Raw genomic sequence first — 22735 nt, forward strand, 5'->3', positions numbered from 1 at the left:
CAGCCCCTTCGCCTGCAAGGACGCGCGGCGGCGGCGCCCCGAAACCAGGGCTCGCCAGTGCCTGAATGACGCATTGCAGCATCACGATTTGGGGTGACACATGCCATGTGACATGCCTATAAGTCGTATTACTGGATTGAGCAAACGTAATATCGGTTGCGACCATCCGACGGCTGAAATTCGCGCTTTCTCGCGCTGCGAAGATGGGGGTCGATCATGGCAAAATGGGTATCGAAGGCGCGGATCGCGGTGGCGGCGGTGGCGATTCTGGCGACGGCGTCGTGCGGCGGGAGCGGCAGTGCACCCAAGGCGCGGACCGAGTTCAATATCGGCTGGTCGATCTATGCCGGCTGGATGCCCTGGCCCTATGCCGAACAGGCCGGCATCGTGAAGAAATGGGCCGACAAGTACGGCGTGAAGATCCACTTCACCCAGGTCAATGATTACGTCGAATCGGTGAACCAGTTCAACGCCGGCAAGCTCGACGGCGTGACCGTCACCAACATGGACGCGCTCACCATCCCCGCCGCGGGCGGCAAGGATACCAGCGCGATCATCCTGGGCGATTATTCCAACGGCAATGACGGCATCGTCCTCAAGAACGCCAAGAGCCTGGCGGACATCAAGGGCCGCACCGTCTATCTCGTCGAGCTGTCGGTCTCGCACTATCTGCTCGCGCGCGGCCTCTCCACGGTGGGGCTGCAGCTCTCGGACGTGAAGACGGTCAACACCTCGGACGCGGACATCGTCGGCGCCTTCGCCAACCCCGCCGCCACCGCCGTCGTCACCTGGAACCCGCAGCTGACCGAAGTCGCCAAGCTGCCCGGCGCCACCAAGGTGTTCGATTCGAGCCAGGTGCCCGCCGAGATCCTCGACCTGCTCGCCGTCGACACCGCGACGCTCAAGGCGAACCCGAACCTCGGCAAGGCGCTGGCCGGGATCTGGTACGAGACGATCCAGCTGATGCAAAAGAAGGACGCCGCCGGTGCCGCTGCCCGCGCGGCGATGGCCAAGCTCGCCGGCGCGACTCCGCAGGCGTTCGACGCGCAGCTGACCACCACGCACCTCTACGGCACGCCGCAGGATGCCGTGGCGGCGGTCAAGTCGCCGGCGATCGGTGCCACCATGGTCAAGGTGCGCGACTTCAGCTTCTCCAAGGGGCTGTTCGGCCAGGGCGCCAAGTCCGCCGACGCGATCGGCATATCGGTGCCCGGTAAGACGATCGGCGACGCGAACAACGTCAAGCTGCGCTTCGACCCGACCTATATGGAGCTGGCCGCGGCCGGCAAGCTCTGAGGCCGGCTCCTCCATGCGCTGGGTGAACATCCGACCCCGCCGCCGCACCGGCTGGCTGCTGGGCAGCCTGCCGCTGCTGCTGGCGGCGATCGTCTACCTCTTCGCCTCGGCGGCGCGGCACGCCGAGAATCCGTCGGACAAGCTGCTGCCGACGCCGGGCGCGATGGTCGAGGCGATGCACGGCCTGCTCGCCCAGGCCGATCCGCTGAGCGGCCGCCTGCTCTTCTGGGCGGATACCCTCGCCAGCTTGGAACGACTGGGGCTCGCGCTCGGCATCTGCGCGCTGTCGGCGCTGCTGGTCGGCATGGTGCTGGGCGTGCTGCCCGCCGCGCGCGCCACCTTCGGCGCCTTCGTGACGACGATCGCGGTGATCCCGCCGATCGCGCTGCTGCCGGTGCTGTTCATCGTGTTCGGGCTGGGCGACACCGCCAAGGTCGCGCTGATCGTCATCGGCGTCACCCCCTTCCTGATCCGCGACCTTGCCGACCACATCACCGCCATCCCCCAGGAACAGCTGATCAAGGCGCAGACGCTCGGCGCGAGCAGCTGGCAGCTGGCCCTCCGCGTCGCGCTGCCCCAGGCACTGCCGCGGCTGATCGCCGGCATCCGCCTCTCGCTGGGGCCGGCGTGGGTGTACCTGATCTCGGCCGAGGCGATCGCGTCGGACGTGGGGCTCGGCTACCGGATCTTCCTCGTGCGGCGCTATCTGTCGATGGACATCATCATCCCGTATGTCGCCTGGATCTCGATCCTCGCCATCCTGATGGACGTGGCGCTGGCTCAGCTCAGCAAGCGCGCCTTTGCCTGGGCGCATGGAGCCGGCCGATGAGCGCGCTCCTCTCCTTCCAGAATGTCTGGCTCGAATATGGCGACAAGGTCGTGCTCGAACGCGTCGAGCTCGACATTGCCGAGCGCAGCTTCGTCTCGATCGTCGGCCCCTCGGGGGCGGGCAAGAGCAGCTTCCTGCGGCTCGCGCTGGGCCAGGAGCGGCCTACGCGCGGCAAGATCCTGCTCGACGGCACGCCGCTGCCCGGCGAATGCGGCCCCGATCGCGGGGTGGTGTTCCAGCGCTATTCGGTGTTCCCGCACCTGACGGCGCTGCGCAACGTGATGTTCGAGCGCGAGTGCGTCGGCGCGCCGCTCACCGCCCGGCTGTTCGGCGCCGCCCGCCGCCGCGCCCGCGACGAGGCCGCCGCGATGCTCGCCGAAGTGGGCCTGGGCGATGCGCTCGACCTCTACCCCGCCCAGCTCTCCGGCGGCATGCAGCAGCGGCTCGCCATCGCCCAGGCACTGATCGCCCGACCGCGCGTGCTGCTGCTCGACGAGCCCTTCGGCGCGCTCGATCCCGGCATCCGCCAGGACATGCACCGGCTGATCCTCAAGCTGTGGAAGGAGCATGCGCTCACCGTGCTGATGGTCACCCACGACATTTCCGAGGCGTTCAACCTCGGCACCCGCGTGCTCACCTTCGACAAGCGCCGCATCGATCCGCACGCCCCGCACCGCTACGGCGCGACCGCCGTCTACGACCTCCACCTCACCCGCAAGCGGCGCGAGGCGATTGTCGAGGCGCAGCAGGAAGTATTACGATTGACAGAATCAGTAATAACCGGGAAAGAGGAATCACTGTGAAGGAACCCTCCTCCTCCCTCGCCCGGCTCAGCATGAGCCTGCCCGCCGAACTCTTCCGCCAGCTCGACGAAATGGTGGAAGACCGGGGGCTCCCCTCGCGCTCGCAGCTGATCGCCGAGCTGATCCGCGACGAACTCGCCGAGCAGAGCGCCGCCTCGCGCCCCGAGGAGATGCTCGCGGGCACGATCACCCTCGTTTACCGCGCCGATCTCGGCCGGGTGCGCCACCAGCTGGCGCAGACCCAGGCGGAGTATCTGAAGGAGGTCATCTCCTCGCAGCACGTGTTTTTAGAGGACGATCAGTCGCTCGAGGTGCTGCTGGTCCAGGGGCCGGCGCGCCGGCTCCGCGACCTGTGCGACGCGCTGCGCAAGGTGCGCGGCGTGCAGCAATTGCGCCTCTTCACCACCACCGCGCTGCTGCCCCCGCTCCACGAGCAGGACGAGGCAGCGGCCCCAGAAGGGAGCAAGGCGGCATGAGCATACTCGCCGACCCCAATGCCGCGCGCGACCATGCGCGGGCGATGGCCGGCACCGTCGTCGAGGCGATGCCGATCCTGCCGCCACGTGCGGACGACCTGCCCGCAGGCGTTGGCGCCGACGATCTGGTCTGGGAAGAGACGATCGCTGCCGGCGGCTATGCCAGCCGCGTGCTGTCGCGCGGCACCCGGCTGCGGCTGATCGACGTGCAGGGCGATGCGTGTGCGTCGCTCCAGCTGTTCAACGCCGCGATGCCGACCGAGCGGCTCAACGTCGCCGATACGGTGAAGGTGCAGTGGAACGCCTATCTCGGCGCGGGCAGCCTGTTCCTCTCCGACATGGGCCGCGTGCTCGCCAGCATCGAGTACGATGGCGCGAGCACGCATGACGCCTTTTGCGGCGCGTCCAACGCCGCGTCGAACGCGCGCCGTTATGGCGACGGCAGCAATTCGGGTCCCTACCCCAATGCCCGCGACCGGCTGCTGCTGGGTGCGGCCAAGCACGGCCTCGCGCGCCGCGACGTGCATCCGTGCATCAATCTGTTCAAGGGCGTCCGTATCGCCGCCGACGGCACCACCGAACCGCAGCTCGGGCCGTTCGCGCCCGGCCGCGCGCTGGTGCTGCGCGCCGAGATGGACCTGATCGTCGTGCTGGCCAACTGCCCGCACGTGCTCGATGCCCGGCCCTGGACCGTCACCCCCTTGCGCGCCACCGCCTGGCGCGGGCCGGTGACGGCGGAGAACGATCCGATCCGCAACGCGACGCCCGAGCGGCAGCGCGCCTTCCTAAACACCGAAGACTGGGTCCGCCGCTGATGGAACAGGACGTAGCGCTCGCCGGCCTTACCGGCCGGGTGATCCATGACGAGATCGTCCCCGCCCGCGCGCCCTGGCTGCACCGCGTGAAGGCCGGCGAGACGCTCCGCGTGGTCGACCTCGAAGGCAACCAGGCGGTCGATTTCCTCCTGTATGCGACCCACGACGATGCCGAGCGCTACAGCGCGCAGGACACGATCGCGGCGCAGGCCAACATCTTCCTGCGCACCGGCAGCGTGCTGCGCTCGAACGAGGGCCGGCCGATGATGACGATCACGGCAACCGCGGTGGAGTATCACGACACGATCGGCGGCGCCTGTTCGTGCGAGTCCAACACGCTGCGCTACGGGCACCATACCAAGGCGCAGCACGCCTGTGTCGACAATTTCCTCGAAGCCAATCTCCGCGATGGCCGGGGCAAGCGCGACATCGTGTCGAACGTCAATTTCTTCATGAACGTGCCGGTCGAGGCAGATGGTGCGCTGGGCATCGTCGACGGCATCTCGGCGCCCGGCCTGACCGTGGACCTTCGCGCAGAAATGGATGTGACCGTGGTCGTTTCGAATTGCCCGCAGATCAACAATCCCTGCAACGGCTTCAACCCCACCCCCGTCCGCATGATCGTCACCGCATGAGCGGCGTGCGCACCGTTCTGATCGCCAATCGCGGGGCGATCGCCTGTCGGATCATCCGCACGCTCAAGAAGATGGGCATCCGCTCGGTCGCCGTCTTCTCCGATGCCGACGAGGCCTCGCGCCATGTCGCGCTCGCCGACATCGCGGTGCGCATCGGCCCGGGACCGGCGGCGGAAAGCTATCTCGACGTCACCCGCATCCTGGCGGCGGCGAAGGAGACCGGCGCGGATGCGATCCACCCCGGCTATGGCTTCCTCTCCGAGAACGCAGGCTTTGCCGAGGCCTGCGAGGCCGCCGGCATCGCCTTCATCGGCCCGAGCGCCGACAGCATCCGCGCCTTCGGCCTCAAGCACAGCGCCCGCGCGCTGGCCGAGGCGGAGAATGTCCCCCTCGCCCCCGGCACCGGCCTGCTCGACAGCGTCGAGGCCGCGCTCGAGGCCGCCGAGCGCATCGGCTATCCGGTGATGCTCAAGGCGACCGCCGGCGGCGGCGGCATCGGCATGCGCGTCTGCGCCGACGAACAGGCGGTGCGCGACGGCTATGCCGCGGTGGCGCGGCTGGGTGCCGGCAATTTCGGCGATGCAGGGCTGTTCCTCGAACGCTTCGTGCCGCGCGCCCGGCATGTCGAAGTGCAGATCTTCGGCGACGGCCAGGGCCGCGTCGTGGCGCTCGGCGAGCGCGACTGTTCGCTCCAGCGCCGCAACCAGAAGGTGGTGGAAGAAGCCCCCGCCCCCCACCTCCCCGAAAGCGTCCGTGCGGCGCTGATCGAGGCGGCGGTGCGGCTGGGCCAAGCGGCGAACTACCGCTCCGCCGGCACGGTCGAGTTTCTCTACGATCCTGCGCGCGAGGACTGGTTCTTCCTCGAAGTGAACACGCGGCTCCAGGTCGAGCACGGCGTCACCGAGGAAGTGACCGGGGTCGATCTGGTCGAGTGGATGGTGCGCGGCGCGGGCGGCGACTACAGCTTCCTCGACACCCCCGTGCCCGCCCCCAAGGGCTGGTCGATCCAGGCGCGGCTCTATGCCGAGGATCCGGCGGTCGACTTCCGCCCCGCCTCGGGCACGCTCACCGACGTGGCGTTCCCCGAAGGCGTGCGCGTCGAAAGCTGGGTGGAATCGGGGAGCGCCGTCTCCTCCTTCTACGACCCGATGCTCGCCAAGCTGATCGTCCATGGCGAGGACCGCGAGTCCGCCGTCGCGGCGATGCAGGCGGCGCTCGACCATACCCGCTTCGCCGGCATCGAGACCAATGTCCGCTGGCTGCGCGACGTGGCCCGCAGCGAGGATTTCGTCACCGGCGACGTCTCGACCCGCTCGCTGGAAACGGTGGTCCACCGCCCGCAGAGCATCGTCGTCCGCTCGGCCGGCACCGCGACCAGCGTGCAGGATTATCCCGGCCGCGTCGGGTTGTGGGACATCGGCGTGCCGCCCTCGGGCCCGATGGACGCGCGCGCCTTCCGCCTCGGCAACATGCTGCTCGGCAACGACAGCACCGCGCCCGGGCTGGAGATGACCGCGACGGGCCCGACGCTCCAGTTCAACACCGGGACGCGCGTCGTGCTGACGGGTGCCGATTTCGCCGCGACGCTCGACGGCAAGCCGGTCGAGCGCAACAAGCCGATCGCGATTGCAGAGGGCCAGATTCTGGCGCTGGGCCGCGTCACCGGCGGCGGCATGCGCGGCTATATCCTGTTCGCGGGCGGGCTCGACGTGCCGAGCTATCTCGGCAGCGCGAGCACCTTCGATCTCGGCGAGTTCGGCGGCCATGGCGGGCGCGTGCTCCGCGTCGGCGACACGCTGCACCTCACCGATCATGCGCCGGCGGTGATCCCCGGCCCACGTGCGATTCCGCAGGAACAGCTCGGCCCCGACTGGACGATCCGCGTCCTCTACGGCCCGCACGGCGCCCCCGATTTCTTCGCGCCGGAGGATGTCGACACGATCCTCTCGGCCGAGTGGAAGGTCCATTACAACAGCAACCGCACCGGCGTGCGGCTGGTCGGCCCCAAGCCGCATTGGGCCCGCAAGGACGGCGGCGAGGCGGGGCTCCACCCGTCGAACATCCACGACAATCCCTATGCGATCGGCGCGCTGGATTTCACCGGCGACATGCCGATCATCCTCGGACCCGACGGTCCCTCGCTCGGCGGCTTCGTCTGCCCGTTTGTGGTGATCGCGGCGGACCTGTGGAAGGTCGGCCAGCTCGCGCCGGGCGACCGCATCCAGTTCGAGCAGGTCAGCCTCGACGAGGCCGATGCCGCGGCGGCAGTCGAAGAAGCCTGGATCGAGGGCCGCGCCGCCACCGCGACCAGCCCCGCCAAGGGCGGCGGGCGCGACGCGATCCTGGTCGACCTGCCCGCCAAGGGCCGCCGCCCGCGCGTGCTCTTCCGCCGCCAGGGCGATCGCAACCTGCTGGTCGAATATGGCCCGATCACGCTGGACCTGGAGCTGCGCCTCCGCGTCCATGCCGCGACCACCGCGCTGGCCGAACTGGCGCTGCCGGGCATTCTCGACATCGTGCCCGGCATCCGCTCCTTCCAGGTGCATATCGACGGCATCCGCCTGAAGGAGGCGGCGCTGATCGAGCGGCTGGTGCAGATCGAGGACGCACTCGGCGATCTCGAGGATTTCGTGATCCCCTCGCGCATCGTCCACCTGCCGCTCAGCTGGAACGACCCCGCGATCCACGAGACGATCCAGCGCTACATGCGCGTGGTCCGCGACGACGCGCCCTGGTGCCCGGACAATATCGAGTTCATCCGCCGCGCCAACGGCCTGGCCAGCGCCGAGGAGGTCCACCGGATCATCTTCGACGCCAGCTACCTCGTCTACGGTCTGGGCGACGTGTATCTCGGCGCACCGGTCGCCACCCCGATCGACCCGCGGCACCGGCTGGTCACCACCAAATACAACCCGGCCCGCACCTGGACGCCGCCCAACGTGGTCGGCATCGGCGGCGCCTATATGTGCATCTATGGCATGGAGGGTCCGGGCGGCTACCAGCTGTTCGGCCGCACCATCCAGGTGTGGAACACCTATCGCCAGACCGGCGCCTTTGCCGAGGGCAAGCCCTGGCTGCTGCGCTTCTTCGACCAGATCCGCTTTTTCCCGGTGAGCCATGAAGAGCTGACCGAATGGCGACGCGACTTCCCGCTCGGACGGCGCGAGATCAAGATCGAGGAAACCGAGTTCCGCCTCGCCGACTATCGCGAATTCCTCGCCGACAATGCGCGGTCCATCGCCGCGTTCGAGAAGCAGCGCAACGCCGCCTTCGCGGCCGAGCGCGCCGACTGGGAGTTGAAGGGCGAGTTCGATCGCGTCGCCAGCCTCACCGAAAGTGCCGACGACAGCGCGGATGAAGCGGTGACGGTGCCCGAGGGTGCCGAACTCGTGGAGGCACCGTTCGGCGGCAGCGTGTGGAAGCTGCTCAAGGAAGTCGGCGATCCGATCGACGCGGGCGAGACCATCGCCGTGCTGGAGGCGATGAAGATGGAGTTTCCGGTGACCAGCCCGGCAGCGGGCACGGTCGCGGCACTCTATGTCGCCGAGCGGCAGACGGTCACGCCGGGCTCGCCGGTGCTGGCATTGGTGCGGGCATGACCGCGCTCGACCGGCTTTCGGTGACGGGCATCGCCGCCGAGGTTCAGGCGGGCACCCGCAGCGCGGTCGCGGTGATCGAGGACGTGCTGGCGCGGCTCGATGTCTATGATGCGATCCAGCCGGCGGTGTGGATATCGCGGTTCGAGCCCGACGCGCTGCGGTCCGCTGCCGCTGCGGTGGATGTTCGCGTCGCTGCCGGTGAGACCCTGCCGCTGGCGGGCGTGCCCTTCGCGGTGAAGGACAATATCGATCTCGCGGGCCTCGCCACCACCGCGGCCTGCCCGGCCTTCGCCTATCAGCCGGAGCAATCGGCGACCGTGGTTGCGAAGCTGGTGGCCGCGGGGGCGATCCCGGTCGGCAAGGCCAATCTCGACCAGTTCGCCACCGGCCTCAACGGCACGCGCAGCCCCTATGGCATTCCACGCAACGCCTATAACCGCGCCTGGGTGAGCGGCGGCTCCAGTTCGGGCTCTGCGGTGGCAGTCGCCGCCGGGCTGGTCGCCTTTGCGCTGGGCACCGACACCGCCGGCTCGGGCCGGGTGCCTGCCGCGTTCAACCATCTCGTCGGCCTCAAGCCCAGCAAGGGCCGCTGGAGCAGCACCGGCCTAGTCCCCGCCTGCCGCACGCTCGATTGCATCACGGTGTTCGCGAGCAACACCGAGGACGCGGCGCTGGTGGACACCATCGCCGCTGGCTTCGACGCGACGGACTCGCTCTCCCGCGCCCTGCCGGACGTGCCCCGCGCCCGCCGCCGCATCGGCGTGCCCCGCGCCGAGCAATGCCGCTGGTTCGGCGACATCGAGTCCGAGTTTCTCTACCGGCAGGCGCTGGCGAGCCTCGACGCCGAGCTGGTCGAAATCGACCTTACCCCGCTCGATGAAGCCGCGCGCCTCCTTTACGACGGACCCTGGGTCGCCGAGCGCACCGCCGCACTGCAGGGCCTGCTGCTCGACAGCCCCGACGCGATCCACCCGGTAGTCCGCGAGATCGTCGAGCAAGGCTTCGGCTACAGCGCGGTCGATGCGTTCAACGGCGCCTATCGCCTCGCCGAACTCGCCCGCATGGCCGAGGCGATGTGGCAACAGGTCGACCTGATCGCCCTCCCCACCGCGCCGACCAGCTACCGCGTCGCGGAGATGCTCGCCGAGCCGATCAGGCTGAATGCGAGCCTCGGCGCCTATACCAATTTCGTGAATTTGCTCGACATGGCGGCGATCGCGGTACCCACCGGCACCTACGCCAGCGGAGTCGGCTTCGGCGTGACGCTGATTGGCCCGGCGGGCACCGATCGCGCGCTGATCGACCCGGCGCACGCACTTTTCCCCGCGCCGGCATCCCCGCCGCCGCTGGACCTGGAGGGACGGATGGAAACGGTGAAGCTCGCGGTCGTAGGTGCCCATCTCGAAGGCATGCCGCTCCACTGGCAGCTGACCTCGCGCGAGGCCAAGTTCGTCACCGCCACGACCACGGCGCCGACCTACAAGCTCTACGCCATGGCCGAGAGCGTGCCGCCCAAGCCGGCGCTGGTTCATAGCGAGGACGGTGCCGCGATCGCGCTGGAAGTGTACGAGCTCGACATGGCCGCGTTCGGCAGCTTCGTCGCCGAAGTGCCGCCGCCGCTGGCGATCGGCACGGTGACGCTGGCCGACGGCAGCCAGGTCAAGGGCTTCGTCGCCGAACCCCGCGCGCTGACCGGCGCGGAGGACATCACCGCGCTCGGCGGCTGGCGGGCGTTTATCGCGCGGGGCTGAGCGCCCCTCCCCTCCACCGTCATCCCGGCGAAAGCCGGGATCCATTGGCGCTCCGTTGCAGCAGGCGCCTCAACCGAGAGGTAAATGGATTCCGGCTTTCGCCGGAATGACGGCTTAGGCGACGGTCAGTCGTTCGGTCGCGCGGGGACCGGATAGACGATGAATTCCGCGTGCCGGTCCACCACCGGCAGCGGCCCCGCCTTCGCCACCGCCGCGCGCAATTCCTCGATCGCTGTGGGCGCCAGCGGTAGCGGACGCTCGTCGGCATGCACCGGCGCTTCCATCCCGTAATCCTTCCCAGGCGTCTTGGTCATTTCGATATGCGCGCCGAGCAGCGCACGGATCGGGTGCGTCCTGGCGAACGCCGCCAGCCGCGCTGCGCTGCTGCGGAAGTCGTCGAAATGGTTCAGCGGTACGTAGAGCCGCCCCGGATAGAGCATGTCGCCCGAGAACAGCAGCCGCGTCCGCGCATCATAGACCATGATGTGCGCCGGCTGGTGGCCCGGCGTCGCCAGCACATCGAGCATTCGCCCGCCCAGGTCATAGCGGGCCACGTCGCGCGGCCAATCGGTGAAGTGGAAGAATGCCGCCACCTCGCTGGGCTTGAGTCCAACGACGTCCGTGTCCGGCCGATCGCGGAACTCGTCATCGCCGGCATGATGGTCGCCATGGCTGTGCGTGTGCGCGACGACCAGCCGGATCGCGCGGCCGCCATGCTTGGCCTGCCAGTCCGCGACCAGCCAGTCGACCGTCGGCCGGATCTTCAGCCCGCCCGCCCCGGTATCGAGCAGCAGCGCCCGGTCGCGGCCGAACAGCAGATAGAGGAACGGCGCCTCGAAATTGGTCTTCACCGACTGGCGGATCACGAAGGTGTCGCGGTCGATCGCCTGCACCTGCGTTTCCGGTTCGCTCGCCGCGGTGCCGTTGATCCAGGGCGCGAACGCCGGCGGCTTCGGGTCCGCCGCGCCGAGCAGCAGAAAGGCACCGAGCGCGAGCGAAACCTGGCGTCGAAAATGGGTCATGGGCCGCATGCTGGGCCACCCTTCACCGCCCGACAACCCGCCAAATCCCCCGCTACGTCAAACGACTTACGGCGTGCGGACCCCGTTTCGGTCATCTTCGAGCCATCGGAATCACGGGCGAGGACCGGGCGCGACCATGGATGCAGCTGTACCGACCAACTTCGAACCTACCGGCGTGCAGGGCGGCCCGGTAAAGCGCTTCATCTTCACCCATTTCCAGCCGGCAGTGCTGGTGGCGATGATCCTGTTCTGGACCTTCGCGCCGGATTCGATCGCCAAGGCATCGGTCGCGGTCGGCATCGGCATCGTCTTCAAGCTCTGCCTGCTCGGCATGGAGCGGATCAGCGAGCGCCACGCCCATTGGCGGCTGACCTGGAAGGAGCTCGCCAGCGACCTCTTCTACGTGGGCATGAGCTACACGCTGATCAAATATGCCGGCAAGCAGTTCGGCGACGACGCGATCATCGACGCGATCAAGCATTATTTCCACCTCAAGACCGCCTGGGCCGGGCAGATCCCGATCCTGTTCCAGGCGCTCGCCATCCTGCTGATCTTCGATTTCTGCCAATACTGGATGCATCGCGGCATGCACAACTGGACGCCCTTGTGGCTCACCCATGCGCCGCACCACCACATCACCCAGCTCAACGCGCTCAAGGGCTCCGTCGGCAATCCGATCGAGTTGTTCCTGATCGGCCTGAGCCTGGGCGGCTTCTTCGACTTCCTGCCGCGTGCCGCCCTGCTCGCGGGCGGCATCGGCATGGCGATCGGCGCCTATACCCACGCCAATATCCGCTTCAACACGCCGCGCTGGTGGTCCTTCCTGTTCAACACGGTCGAGCACCACAGCCTGCACCACTCGCCCGATTACGACAGCAGCCGGACCAACTACGCCAACACCTTCATCTTCATCGACCGCATCTTCGGCACCTGCCGCGATTCCGAGGCCGCGCATGTCGGGCTCGACGATTGCCGCCGGCTGGGGATCAAGGAGCAGATGGTCTACCCGTTCCGGCCGCTGGTCAGCTGGGTGAAGCAGTTGCGCGCACCCCGCCTCCCCGAGGGCGCGGTGGCCGCCGAATGAGCTGGCTGCGCGCGATCGACTGGATCTGGCACGTCCGTGGAACGCTGGCGCTGCCGGCCCGCCCGATCTCCTTCCATGCACTGGAGCCGGTGTTCGAGGAACGCGGCACCACGCTGGAGCGCGGCCCCGACACGCTGGTCTTCCGCAAGGACAATCCGGATTCGCAGGACAAGCTCGCCTCGTTCGAGCACGGCACGCTGCAGTTCGTGGAGACCGACGGCGGCCCGGCGTTGCGCTACGACCTGACCAGCCATCCGCTGCTGTGGTGCTTCATCGCGCCTGCGCCCTTCGCCGCGCTCGCATACGCCGCACAGCCGATGCGCATCCCCGGCTATGTCTTCGCCGGCATCTTCGCTGCGCTCTACCTTGCCGGCCGTATCATCGAGCAGCGCAACGCCCATAAACTGTTCCGCGAACGCCTGCTGGGCACCGGCACCGCCGAGGCGTTGCCGGCCTGACACGCCCTCAGGGTCGCTGGAAGGTCCAGCGGCCGCTATCGCTGGCAGGATCGAACGGCAGCAGCGCCGGCGTGCTCCGCCCGATCGCGACCAGCGCCTTGGGATGCTTGGCATCGGCCTGCGCCTTGGGCTGAATGCGGTAGCTGCCGTCGGTCAGCTGGTCGATCCGCCACAATTGCTCGGCCGCCCCGGTAAAGGCGGGCACCGCCTGCACGCTGCCTTCGGGACCCACCGCCAGCGCGCGCTCGGTGCCGGCGATGAGGATCTTGTAATAGGGCGCGCCGAACGCCCCGCCCGCGCCTTCCGCCGGTGCGATCGACCAGAGCTGGTGCGCGCGCATCATGTAATCGCCTAGGTCGACCTCGATCGCGCCCTCGGGCCAGCTGACGCGGTCCTCGGCGAGCGTCTGGTTGGGGATCGGCCCCACCGGGTCGCCGGGCTTGGCGAAGAAGCTGCGGCGCGCATCGAACGGCATGCGGACGAAGTCGACCGCAAGCTCCAGCGCCCCGCCGCCGCGTTCCGAATGGATCTCGTAGATGCCGGCAGGCAGGTTCTCGCCCGCCACCGGCCAGCCGTCCTTCCAAAGCAGCGGCATTATGCCGAGCACGCTGCGCCCGCCGCGATCGAGATCGGACTCGTAATGCATCGAGAATTTCTGCACGCCGTCGCCGAGATCGAGCAGCCCGAAATGCCCCGGCCCGTACTGCCGCCCGCGACCGGCCACGACCAGCTTGCCGCCGCCCTTGAGCAGCGGCACGCCCATATTGTCGACGAACGGACCCGTAGGGCTGCGCGACCGACCCACCCGGATATTGTACGAGGAATTCGGCCCATCGCAGCAGGTGCCATGGGTGCCGAGCAGATAGTACCAGCCATCGCGGTGCATGAGCGCGGTCGCCTCCATGTCGATCGCGACGTCGACCGGCTGGCTGCCCGGCATCTTGTCGCCGGTCTTGGGATCGAGCTCGAGCATGCGGATATAGCCGAAGTATGTGCCGTAGCTGAGCCACAGCCGCCCCTCGGCAAGGAGGAAGGCGGGGTCGATCGCGTCGGCCGGCTCCAGCCCGTTGGTGGAGGCGACCACGCCGACATCATGAAAACCGAACTCCGGCGATTTGGGATCGAGCGACTTGGTCCACATCACCTTGACGTTGCTGGCATGGCCGCCGTTCATGCCGCCGCCGCCCACCGCATAGGCGACGTAGAAGCGGTCGCCGATCCTGATCACGTCGGGCGCGACGCCGCCGCCGGGGCGCTCGCCGCCGCTGGCCCACGTCCAGCCATCCTCGGAGACGAGCCCGCCGCCGCGCGTGCCGAAGGTCCACCAGCGACCGTCGGAATAGGTTATCGTCGAGGGATCGTGGATGAAGGGCTCGCCCTCGAGCTGGGCGGAGGCGATCTGGGGCTGTGCGAGCAGGAACAGCGCGGCGAGCGAAGGGCATGCGAACTTCATGGCGTTCCTCACTTCACGTCAATCGTGATGTCGCGGATCGGCTTGCCGGCCTCATCGACGAAGCGGGCGCAGAAGTCGCTGAGCCCGGGACCGTTGATCACCGCGCCGCGCAGTATGTTGCGGCCCTTGCGCAGCGTGATCGGGCGCGACACCACGTCGTCCATCACCATCCGCCGGTCGCCATAGAGACCGGCGACCTCGCTGCCGTTCAGCCACCAGCGCGACGCGGAATTGGAGCCCAGCGCCAGCCGAACGCCACGCATCTCGCGCGGGGCGTTCACGATCGTCACCGCCCAGAAGATCACGCCATAGGTCGGCTTGCCGAGCCCTTGGGCGAGGTAGAAGAGCTTGATGTCGAACAGGCTGGAGTCCAGCGCGTGCCAGCGCTGGCCGCCTGCCGCCCCCTCCCCGTCGCGCGGCACAGCTTCGAACTTGCCGGGATAGGTGGCGGGCGCGATTGCTGCGCTGACATAGCTGGGGGTGAAGCCGGTATTGGTGCGGTTGGGCTTCAGCACCGGTTCGAGCAGCAGCCAGCGGCGGAGAAAGCCATCGGCATCGGGCGCGATCGGATCGGCAGCGGCCGGGGTGAAATAGGGCGCGAGACCGGTGGGCGGCGGCAGCTTCTCCTCCACCATGCCGGCGGTCTGCGCGTGCAGCGCCGCCGGTGCGGTCAACGCCAATGCCAGCGCGCACCATCGCGCAGCCGAACGGGGCCTGCCCATCGCCATTGTCTCCTCTCCCCGGCGACTCGAAGCGGTCGCCGTTGTTATCGGTAACAGCATGGCTAGGCGGCGGCACACTGCGCCGTCAACTGGCGAAACGATTGCCGTGCCCACCGCACTGGACTCTACACGACTTACCCTCGTCTTTTCAGAGCCTTAGTTATGCTATGAAAGATATCGATCTTGCGCCGAACTCGCTTGATTTTCTCAGACTAAACTGCCCTAATGTGCACGCTAACATCCGAGGCCTCCGGCGCATGACGCCGGCGGCACTTAGGGGAGGAACCGCCGTGAAGATCGCTTATGCCGCCATGGCCGCGGCCATGCTTGCCGTGCACCCCGTTCAGGCGCAGACCGCGCCAACAGCCCCAGCGCAGACCGCAGCCACCCCGATCGCCGAGGACTTCAAGCCCTCGACGCTCAACCAGCCGGGGCAGCAATATCCGCAGGTCAATTCGCAGGGCTATGTCCGCTTCCGCGTCGTCGCGCCCGAGGCGACCGCAGTGAAGGTGAGCCTGGGGCTGGGCGGCCGCGGCGGCACCACGCTGAGCAAGGCATCCGACGGCAGCTGGACCGGCACCACCGAAGGCCCGCTCGACGAGGGCTTCCATTACTACCACCTGACGATCGACGGCGGCGTCTTTAACGACCCCGGCACGCTGAACTTCTACGGCTCCACCCGGTGGGAAAGCGGCATTGAGATCCCCGCGCACGACGCCGACTTCTATGCGCTGAAGGACGTGCCGCACGGCCGGGTCGAGCAGATCCTGTTCCCCTCCCCCAGCACCGGCACCCAACGTCGCGCCTTCGTCTACACGCCGCCGGGCTATGAGAAGAACGCCGGCACCCGCTATCCGGTGCTCTATCTCCAGCATGGCTGGGGCGAGGACGAGACGGCGTGGAGCAACCAGGGCCATGCCAACCTGATCCTCGACAACCTGCTCGCCGCCGGCAAGACGCGGCCGTTCCTGATCGTCATGACCTACGGCATGACCAACGACGTGCGGCCGGGCCAGCCCGGGGGCCTCGCCAGCTTCGATATCAAGCCGTTCCAGACCGTGCTGCTGAACGAGCTGATCCCCTATGTCGACGCGCATTACCGCACGCTCGCCGACCAGAAGCACCGGGCGATGGCCGGACTGTCGATGGGCGGGTTCGAGACCAAGCTGATCGCGCTCAAGAATCTCGACCGCTTCGCCTATATCGGCCTGCTGAGCGGCGGCACGATCTCACTGGAGGATGTGAACACGACGCCGGGCTATCGCGACAAGGTGAAGCTCAGCTTCGTCAGCTTCGGCAGCCGCGAGATCGAGGGCGGTCGTTCGGGCCCGCCGGGCGGTCCTAAGGTCGATCCGCGCGCCAATGCCGAGGCGATCAAGGCGGCGGGCATTCCCAGCGCCTTCTACGTCTCGCCCGGCACCGGCCATGAGTTCCAGACCTGGCGGCGCAGCCTGCACGAGATGGCGCCGTTGCTGTTCCGCGACTGAACGGTCCGGCCGGCACCTGCCCAGAAAAGCCATTGCGCGCGCATTTCGCTGCAAATATGCGCAATCGCAGACCATGCCATCGCCGGGGCAACGGCGGTGGCATGCAGGGCAGAACAGGGACGGAGCAGGGTGCGCAGCGCGGAGCGGCAGGATCGACACGTGGTGCACTGGCGCGGCGCGGCGACGCTTGCCCTGCTGCTCGCATCGACCGCCCCCGCCGTCGCGCAAGAGGCGGCCCCGCCCGCGCTCAGCTTCCAGGCGGCGCTCGCCCGGCTCGACAAGGCCTCGCCGGGGCTGAGCGGCGAGGACCATGCCGTCCGCGCCAGCGAGGACATCGCCGCCGCCACCCGCACACTGCGCCGCCCGGTGGTCACCGCCTCGGCGAGCGTGATCGAATATCAGAAGACGCTGTCGGTCGACCTGTCCGAACCCAAGACCGATGCGCTCAATGCCACCAACGGCTTTCTCGACCAGCTCGGCGGCCAGTTCTCGGGCGAGAGCGGGCAAATCGTGGCGCAGGTGACCCAGCGGATCGGCGCCGCCCTGCCCCGGCTCTTCGGCGCGATCCCCAACACGCTGGAGTTCCAGACCCGCGACACCGTGTTCCGCCCGGCGATTACCGCGGCGATGCCGCTCTATACCGGCGGCGCGATCCCGGCGGTGCAAAAGGGCGCCGACGCGGCCGTGGGCATCGCCCGCGCCAAGCAGGCCGGCGGCCAAGACCTGTCGCGGGTCAATCTGGTGCGCGCCTATTTCGGCCAGAAGGTCGCGAGCCAGCTGACCGTCTCCACCCGCGAACAGCTCGAGGCCTTCGACCGCCACCTCTCCGACGCGCGCAAGCTGGAGGCGGAAGGCGTGCTCGCCCATGCCCGGGTGCTGGAGGTGGAAGTCGCCCGCAACACCGCCCAGCGCGCGCATGAGCATGCCCGCAGCGAGGAGGCGATCGCCACCGATGCGCTGGCGCGGCTGCTAGATCAGCCGGCGGGCATCACCGCCTCCACGCCGCTGTTCGTTCATTCGGAGCCGCTGCCGCCGCTCCAGCGCTTCCTCGACGGCATCGACCAGTCGCCGCGCGCGAAGGGTGCCGATGCCGCCAAGAGCGCGGCGCAGGCAGGCGTCGACCTCGCCAAGTCGCGCTACCGGCCCCAGGCCTTCGCCTTCGGCAGCTACAACGCCAACCGCAACAACGCGCTGCCGACCGAGCCCGACTGGATCGCCGGCGTCTCGCTGCGCATGACCCTGCTCTCCAACTTCGATCGCCAGAAGGCGCTCTCTGCCGCGCGCGAGAACCAGGCCGCCGCCGCCGATGCCGCCGCGCAAGCGCGACGCGATGTGGCGGGCGAGATCGTCCGCGCCTGGAACATCGCCGAGGCGGCGCGCCGCTCCTTCCTGCTGCTCGACGCCAACCTCGCCGCCGCGCAGGAGAATCTCCGCGTGCAGCAGCTCTCGTTCCGCGAGGGCGAGGTGGCTTCGTCGGCGCTGATCGATGCCGAGGCGGCGCTTGCCACGGTGCGCACCCAGCGGCTCGCCGCCGCTTATGAATATGACCTGGGGCTGATGGCGCTGCTCGCCGCCAGCCACCGCGTCGACGACTATAGCGACTTCATGGCGCGTGCCGATCGGCACGTGGAGGACCAGCAATGACCGACGAGACCGCGCCCCCGCCGCGCCGCAAGCCGCCCATCCTCGCGATCGTCCTCGGCGTCGCGGTGCTGGTGCTGATCGTCGGCGGACTGTGGCTCGCCAACCGGCCCGCGCCCGAGCAGCTGCAGGGCATGGTGGATGCCGACGAGGTCAACGTCGCCACCAAGGCGCTTGCCCGCGTCGAGACGCTGGTCGCCGAGGAGGGCCAGCGGGTGCGCGCGGGCACGCTGCTCGCGACGCTGTCGAGCCCGGAGATCGCCGGCGGCAAGGCGCAGGCGCAGGGCGCGGTGGACGCCGCCCGCGCGATCGCCTCGGAAACCAACGAAGGCGCGCGGCAGGAAGACATCGCCTCGCTGCGCTCGACCTGGCAGGCGGCGCAGGCGGCGGCCGATCTCGCGGCGGTGACCAGCCGGCGCACCGCGAACCTCTATGCGCAGGGCGTGATCGCGGCGCAGCGGCGCGACGAGGCGGCGGCGGCGCGCGACGCCAGCGCCAAGCAGGCCGAGGCTGCCCGCCAGCAATATCTCAAGGCGCTCGCCGGCGCCCGCCCGCAGAACAAGCAGGCGGCCAATGCGCAGGTCCGCATCGCCGAAGCCGCATTGCAGACCGCCACCGCGCTCGGCCGCGAGACGCAGCTGGTCTCGCCGATCGACGGCGAAGTGTCGCGCAAGCTGGTGCAGCCGGGCGAAGTCGTCAGCCCGGTGATCCCCGCCTATCAGGTGCTCGACATCGACCATAGCTGGGTGGCGCTGACCGTGCGCGAGGACCGGTTCAAGGGGATCGCGATGGGCAAGCGGCTGCACGGCCACATCCCCGCGCTCGGCCGCGACGGCGATTTCGCGGTCTACCAGATCGCCCCGCGCGGCGACTTCGCGACGTGGCGCGCGACGCGCCAGGCCTCGGGCTATGACGTCCGCGCCTTCGAGGTGAAGCTGCGCCCGGTCGCGGCGATCCCCGGCCTGCGCCCCGGCATGAGCGTGCTGTTCGACTGGCCGCAATGAGCGCCTTCGGCCGTGCCTTGCGGGCGGAGCTGCGCCATCTGGCGCGCGACCGCTGGGACCTGGCTGGGCTGACGCTGATCCCCGCACTGCTGCTGTTCCTGATCGGCGCGATGTTCTGGCAGGGATCGCTGCGGCGGCTGCCGATCGTGGTGGTCGACGACGATCGAAGCTCGGCGAGCCGCGCCATCCTGCGCGCGATCGACGCGGCGCCGCTGGTACACATCGTCGCGATGCGCGCCACCGAGGCGGAGGCGGTGGAAGAGGTACGGCGCGGCCATGCCAATGGCTTCGTGCATCTGCCCAAAGATCTCGGCGCCGGGCTCGCCCGCCACCGCACGCCGGTGATCCGCATCCTCTACAATGCCAGCTTCCTCTCCTCGGGCTCCCAGGCGGCGAGCGGCGCCACGAGCGCGGTGCAGGCGGCGGCCGCGTCGCTGGTGGTCGATCAGCTTTCCGGCCACGCGCTGCCGCCCGATCCGACCCGGCGCTTCGCCGTCGAGGCGGTGCCGCTCAACAACGCGGCGTCGAGCTTCGAATGGTTTCTCAGCACGCTGATCTATCCGGCGGTGCTGCATCTGGTGGCGGCGGTGACATCGGCGATGGCGCTGGGTCGCGAGCTGGAGGATCGCTCGCTCGACGGCTGGGCGGCGCGCAGCAGTGCGATCGTGCCCGCCCTGTTCGGCAAGCTGCTGCCCTATGTCGCGGCAGCGAGCCTGTGGGGCATCGCCTGGCTGCTGTTCGTGACGTTGGGGCGCGGCTGGCGGGTGGAGGGCAGCATCGCGGCGATCGTCGTGGCACAGACGCTCTTCTTCCTCGGCACCGCCGCGATCTCCGCGCTGCTGGTCGCCGCCACGCGTGAGACCGCGACGGCGCTGTCGGTCTGCGCGGTCTATGCCGGGTCGGCGCTGGCCTATGCGGGCGCAACCCTGCCGCTCAACGGCGGCAGCGGTTTCGCGCGGTTCTGGAGCGAGGTGCTGCCCCTCACCCATTATCTCGCACTCCAGACCGGACAGCTGGGCGGACAGGACCTCGCCACCATCGTGCCGCCGATGCTGGCGCTGCTCGCCTATGTACTGGTGCCGGGCGCGCTCGCCTGGGTGCTGATCCGACGGCAGGCGCGATGAGCTTCGCCGCCGCCTTCCGCGCCACCTGGGCGACGGTGCTGACCTCGCGCACCCTGCTCAGCACGATGCTGCTCGCGGTGGTGCTCTACGCCTTCTACTATCCCGCGCCGTACAGTCAGGAAGTCGCGCAGCAGCTGCCGGTGGTGCTGGTCGACGAGGATGCCAGCGCGCTGAGCCGCCAGCTCGTCCGCGACCTGGAAGCCACGCGCGCGGTGATCGTGGTCGATCATGCCCCGAGCGTCGCCGAGGCGCAGGCACGGCTGCGTGCCGGCAAGGCCGACGGCGTGGTGCTTATCGCCCGCGGGCTGCAGCGCCAGCTGCGCACCGGCGCGCCGGGGGCCGGAATCGCGGTGTGGGTCAACGCCTCCTATCTGCTCCGCGCCAGCACGATCGGCGAGGCGGTGACCGAGGTGCTGCGCGACCTCGCCGTCGAGAAGCTTGACCTGCTGGGGCAGGCCGTGCGCGCGGGCCCGCCGGTCACCATCGTGCGCGAGCCGATGTTCAACCCGACCGCAGGCTACAAGGGCTATGTCTTCCCCGCCGTGGCGATCGTCATCATCCAGCAGACCCTGCTGTTCGGCGTCGCCACCTTCGTCGGCGGGCGGCGGCGCAAGGGCCGCTGGCGGATGGGGGCCGGCGAATATCTCGGCACCTGGGCGGCGTTCGCGTCGGTGGGCCTGCTGACCTGCCTGTTCCTGTTCGGCTGCATCTTCTGGGTGCAGGGCATCCCGCGCGACGAGAATGTCGCAGGCATGCTGCTCGCCGCACCGTTGCTCGCGGCCTCGGTCGCCGGGCTCGGGCTATGGCTCGGCAGCTATTTCGACCGCTCCGAACGCGCGATGGTGATCCTCGCGCCCACCTCGGCACCCTTGTTTTTCCTCACCGGCACCGCCTGGCCGCTCGACCAGATGCCGGGCTTCGTCCGCGCGCTGGCGCAACTGATCCCCTCGACCAGCGGCGTGCACGTGTTCGTGCCGCTCAACCAGATGCACGCCAGCCTCGCCGACGTGGCGCCGGGGGTGCTCACGCTGCTCGGCCTCGCGCTGCTCTATGGCGGGCTCGGCTGGTGGCGGATCGCCGGGCCGCGTCAGAAGCGGAAGCTGAGCCAGCCGGCGACGAAGTCCGAGCTGGCATAACCCGCCTTGGTGAGCGCCGGCCCGGCGGCGAGATGCTCGTAGCGCCCGGTGAGCGACAGCCGCGGGGTGATCGCCCACACCGCCTGCACCCGCGCGACATCGGCGGTCCGAGAGTCGCGGACGTTCTGCGTGCCGGGAAAGGGCTGCCCGTTCGCGCGGTACACCGCGTCGTGCACATTGGCCCGCCACGCCCGCTGATACTCCAGGTTCAGCCGCAGCTTGGAGGTCGGCGACAGGTTGAGCGTCGGCGCGAATGCCACCAGGTTGCTGGGCGTGAGGAACAGACCGTAGCTGTAATAGATGTTGTTGCCGAACGGCGCATAGGCGTTGCGTAATTTGCCGTCGCCATAGCCGCCCCCGCCGCTGGCATAATCGGCATGGAAGCCGATCCTTGGCGCACGCTTGCCGGAGCCGAGCCGGACGTTCTGCGCGAAGAAGCCCTGCCACGCATCGATCTGCTGATCGCGCCAATAGCCCCATTGATGGTTCACCGACCAGTCGATCGTCACCGGCCCCGCCTCGCCCCAGAGATGGGTGCCGAGATAGAAGCGCGTGCCCGGGCCGATGCGGCCGCCCCAGGTGCCGACATTGTTGCGGCGGCGCCAGAAGAAGGGATCGAAATAGAGCTTGGCGCCGCCCACCCACGCCTTGGGCACGACGAAGCCGAGGCTCACGCCCGAGAAGCGCCGCGCGGGATCGATCACGTCGTCGTCGGTGCCCAAATCGCCATATTGGGTGGGCTTGAGGTCGAACACGTCCACCCGCACCGTCTTGCCCCGCGCCCAGCCGCGAAAGCCGTTGAGCGTGTAGCGGATCGTGTTGTTGTCGCGCTGCGAGACCAGCAGGTTCGGCCCGTCGGTGAACTCCTGCCGGCCATAGCGTGCGCCGACATCGATGCCGGCGACCTCGCCCTTGGCCTCGACGAACAGCTGCTGCACCGCCACGTCGTTGCGCAGCGTCGCGGCCGGCGCGCCGAGCTCCACGCCGGAGATGCCGCCATGCGCGATCTCGCCATAGACGCGAAGATGCTCGCCGACATGCAGGTCCGCGCCGCCCACCAGCCGGACGATGTCCTGCCGCTGCGCGCGGCTGTCGCGCAGATTGGGGTTGGTGGTGTGGTTCACTCGCAGCCGCGCCTCGCCGGACAGGGTGACGTAGACGTCGCCGTCGGGCGTCAGCTTGAGGCACTTCAGCGCATCGATCGGATCGTCGCGCTTTGCCGGATCGCAGAGCTTCCGCCAGTCCTCGGCCCAGCGGGAGAGATTGTAGCCGCCGGTGGTGGCGCCGTCGCCGGCGGCGGCGGCCGGATAGCCGGCGGTTTCGACGACCTGCGCTTCGGCAGGCAGGCTCAGGGCGAGCGCCGGGGTGGCGCCCAAGACGCGAATTACACTACGCATGGG

19 protein-coding genes are annotated in these 22735 nt (G+C 68.9%); 15 read left to right on the forward strand and 4 right to left on the reverse strand.

What is annotated here, in order from left to right:
• The first annotated feature begins 216 nt into the window (after window positions 1-216).
• From ABIC65_RS11700 to atzF, 8 genes are read left to right on the forward strand one after another with little or no spacing between them, the layout of a single operon-like run.
• Window positions 217-1296 (forward strand): putative urea ABC transporter substrate-binding protein, encoded by a 1080-nt coding sequence (locus ABIC65_RS11700; RefSeq protein WP_354308846.1) that lies wholly within the window; start codon window positions 217-219, stop codon window positions 1294-1296.
• A 13-nt stretch (window positions 1297-1309) separates the two neighbouring features.
• Window positions 1310-2125, forward strand: a complete 816-nt coding sequence (locus tag ABIC65_RS11705; RefSeq protein WP_010543567.1) for an ABC transporter permease — start codon at window positions 1310-1312, stop codon at window positions 2123-2125.
• A complete protein-coding gene (locus ABIC65_RS11710) occupies window positions 2122-2928 on the forward strand; it encodes an ATP-binding cassette domain-containing protein (protein WP_354308847.1) in 807 nt (268 codons plus the stop codon). Before ABIC65_RS11705 ends, ABIC65_RS11710 begins: the two co-directional genes overlap by 4 nt.
• Window positions 2929-2960: 32 nt before the next feature.
• On the forward strand, window positions 2961-3404 hold the full coding sequence (locus ABIC65_RS11715) for a CopG family ribbon-helix-helix protein (protein ID WP_198162134.1): 444 nt from the start codon (window positions 2961-2963) through the stop codon (window positions 3402-3404).
• Window positions 3401-4219 carry an urea amidolyase associated protein UAAP1 gene (locus tag ABIC65_RS11720; protein ID WP_354308850.1) on the forward strand — a complete coding sequence of 273 codons (819 nt, stop codon included), beginning with the start codon at window positions 3401-3403 and terminating at the stop codon, window positions 4217-4219. Before ABIC65_RS11715 ends, ABIC65_RS11720 begins: the two co-directional genes overlap by 4 nt.
• The gene (locus ABIC65_RS11725; RefSeq protein ID WP_354308852.1) at window positions 4219-4854 is read left to right on the forward strand and encodes an urea amidolyase associated protein UAAP2; all 636 of its coding nucleotides are present in this window, start codon (window positions 4219-4221) and stop codon (window positions 4852-4854) included. The genes ABIC65_RS11720 and ABIC65_RS11725 overlap by 1 nt, the downstream gene beginning before the upstream one ends.
• Window positions 4851-8453: an urea carboxylase gene (gene uca / locus ABIC65_RS11730; protein ID WP_354308853.1), complete on the forward strand. Its 3603-nt coding sequence runs from the start codon at window positions 4851-4853 to the stop codon at window positions 8451-8453. Before ABIC65_RS11725 ends, uca begins: the two co-directional genes overlap by 4 nt.
• Window positions 8450-10204 carry an allophanate hydrolase gene (gene atzF / locus ABIC65_RS11735; RefSeq protein WP_354308854.1) on the forward strand — a complete coding sequence of 585 codons (1755 nt, stop codon included), beginning with the start codon at window positions 8450-8452 and terminating at the stop codon, window positions 10202-10204. Before uca ends, atzF begins: the two co-directional genes overlap by 4 nt.
• Before the next feature lie 125 nt (window positions 10205-10329).
• On the opposite strand, the gene ABIC65_RS11740 is transcribed toward atzF, so the two are convergent.
• Entirely contained in the window at window positions 10330-11235 is a 906-nt protein-coding gene (locus tag ABIC65_RS11740) for an MBL fold metallo-hydrolase (protein ID WP_354308855.1), read from the reverse strand.
• Window positions 11236-11362: 127 nt separating this feature from the next.
• On the opposite strand from ABIC65_RS11740, the gene ABIC65_RS11745 reads away from it, so the two are divergent.
• Both ABIC65_RS11745 and ABIC65_RS11750 read left to right on the forward strand, forming a co-directional pair.
• The gene (locus tag ABIC65_RS11745; RefSeq protein WP_354308856.1) at window positions 11363-12310 is read left to right on the forward strand and encodes a sterol desaturase family protein; all 948 of its coding nucleotides are present in this window, start codon (window positions 11363-11365) and stop codon (window positions 12308-12310) included.
• Window positions 12307-12768, forward strand: coding sequence for a hypothetical protein (locus tag ABIC65_RS11750; protein ID WP_354308857.1), 462 nt, complete (start codon window positions 12307-12309; stop codon window positions 12766-12768). The genes ABIC65_RS11745 and ABIC65_RS11750 overlap by 4 nt, the downstream gene beginning before the upstream one ends.
• A 7-nt stretch (window positions 12769-12775) precedes the next feature.
• Here the strand turns inward: ABIC65_RS11750 and ABIC65_RS11755 are convergent, their stop codons facing one another.
• Together ABIC65_RS11755 and ABIC65_RS11760 are read right to left on the reverse strand one after the other, a co-directional pair.
• A complete protein-coding gene (locus ABIC65_RS11755; RefSeq protein WP_354308858.1) occupies window positions 12776-14221 on the reverse strand; it encodes a family 43 glycosylhydrolase in 1446 nt (481 codons plus the stop codon).
• Between the two features lie 8 nt (window positions 14222-14229).
• Window positions 14230-14943: an acetylxylan esterase gene (locus ABIC65_RS11760; protein ID WP_354308859.1), complete on the reverse strand. Its 714-nt coding sequence runs from the start codon at window positions 14941-14943 to the stop codon at window positions 14230-14232.
• A 290-nt stretch (window positions 14944-15233) separates the two neighbouring features.
• On the opposite strand from ABIC65_RS11760, the gene ABIC65_RS11765 reads away from it, so the two are divergent.
• The 5 genes from ABIC65_RS11765 (at window position 15234) to ABIC65_RS11785 (ending at window position 21335) form a co-directional block, all read left to right on the forward strand.
• A complete protein-coding gene (locus tag ABIC65_RS11765) occupies window positions 15234-16430 on the forward strand; it encodes an alpha/beta hydrolase (RefSeq protein ID WP_354308861.1) in 1197 nt (398 codons plus the stop codon).
• Window positions 16431-16589: 159 nt separating this feature from the next.
• Window positions 16590-18074 (forward strand): TolC family protein, encoded by a 1485-nt coding sequence (locus ABIC65_RS11770; RefSeq protein ID WP_354308862.1) that lies wholly within the window; start codon window positions 16590-16592, stop codon window positions 18072-18074.
• Window positions 18071-19075, forward strand: coding sequence for an HlyD family secretion protein (locus ABIC65_RS11775; protein WP_354308864.1), 1005 nt, complete (start codon window positions 18071-18073; stop codon window positions 19073-19075). The genes ABIC65_RS11770 and ABIC65_RS11775 overlap by 4 nt, the downstream gene beginning before the upstream one ends.
• Window positions 19072-20199, forward strand: a complete 1128-nt coding sequence (locus tag ABIC65_RS11780) for an ABC transporter permease (protein WP_354308865.1) — start codon at window positions 19072-19074, stop codon at window positions 20197-20199. Before ABIC65_RS11775 ends, ABIC65_RS11780 begins: the two co-directional genes overlap by 4 nt.
• Window positions 20196-21335, forward strand: a complete 1140-nt coding sequence (locus ABIC65_RS11785) for an ABC transporter permease (RefSeq protein ID WP_354308867.1) — start codon at window positions 20196-20198, stop codon at window positions 21333-21335. Before ABIC65_RS11780 ends, ABIC65_RS11785 begins: the two co-directional genes overlap by 4 nt.
• Here the strand turns inward: ABIC65_RS11785 and ABIC65_RS11790 are convergent.
• Window positions 21287-22732: an alginate export family protein gene (locus ABIC65_RS11790; RefSeq protein WP_354308869.1), complete on the reverse strand. Its 1446-nt coding sequence runs from the start codon at window positions 22730-22732 to the stop codon at window positions 21287-21289. The two genes, ABIC65_RS11785 and ABIC65_RS11790, sit on opposite strands and share 49 nt — an antisense overlap.
• Window positions 22733-22735 lie beyond the last annotated feature (3 nt).

The sequence above is a fragment of the Sphingomonas trueperi genome, assembly GCF_040545665.1.
Classification (GTDB): domain Bacteria; phylum Pseudomonadota; class Alphaproteobacteria; order Sphingomonadales; family Sphingomonadaceae; genus Sphingomonas; species Sphingomonas trueperi_B.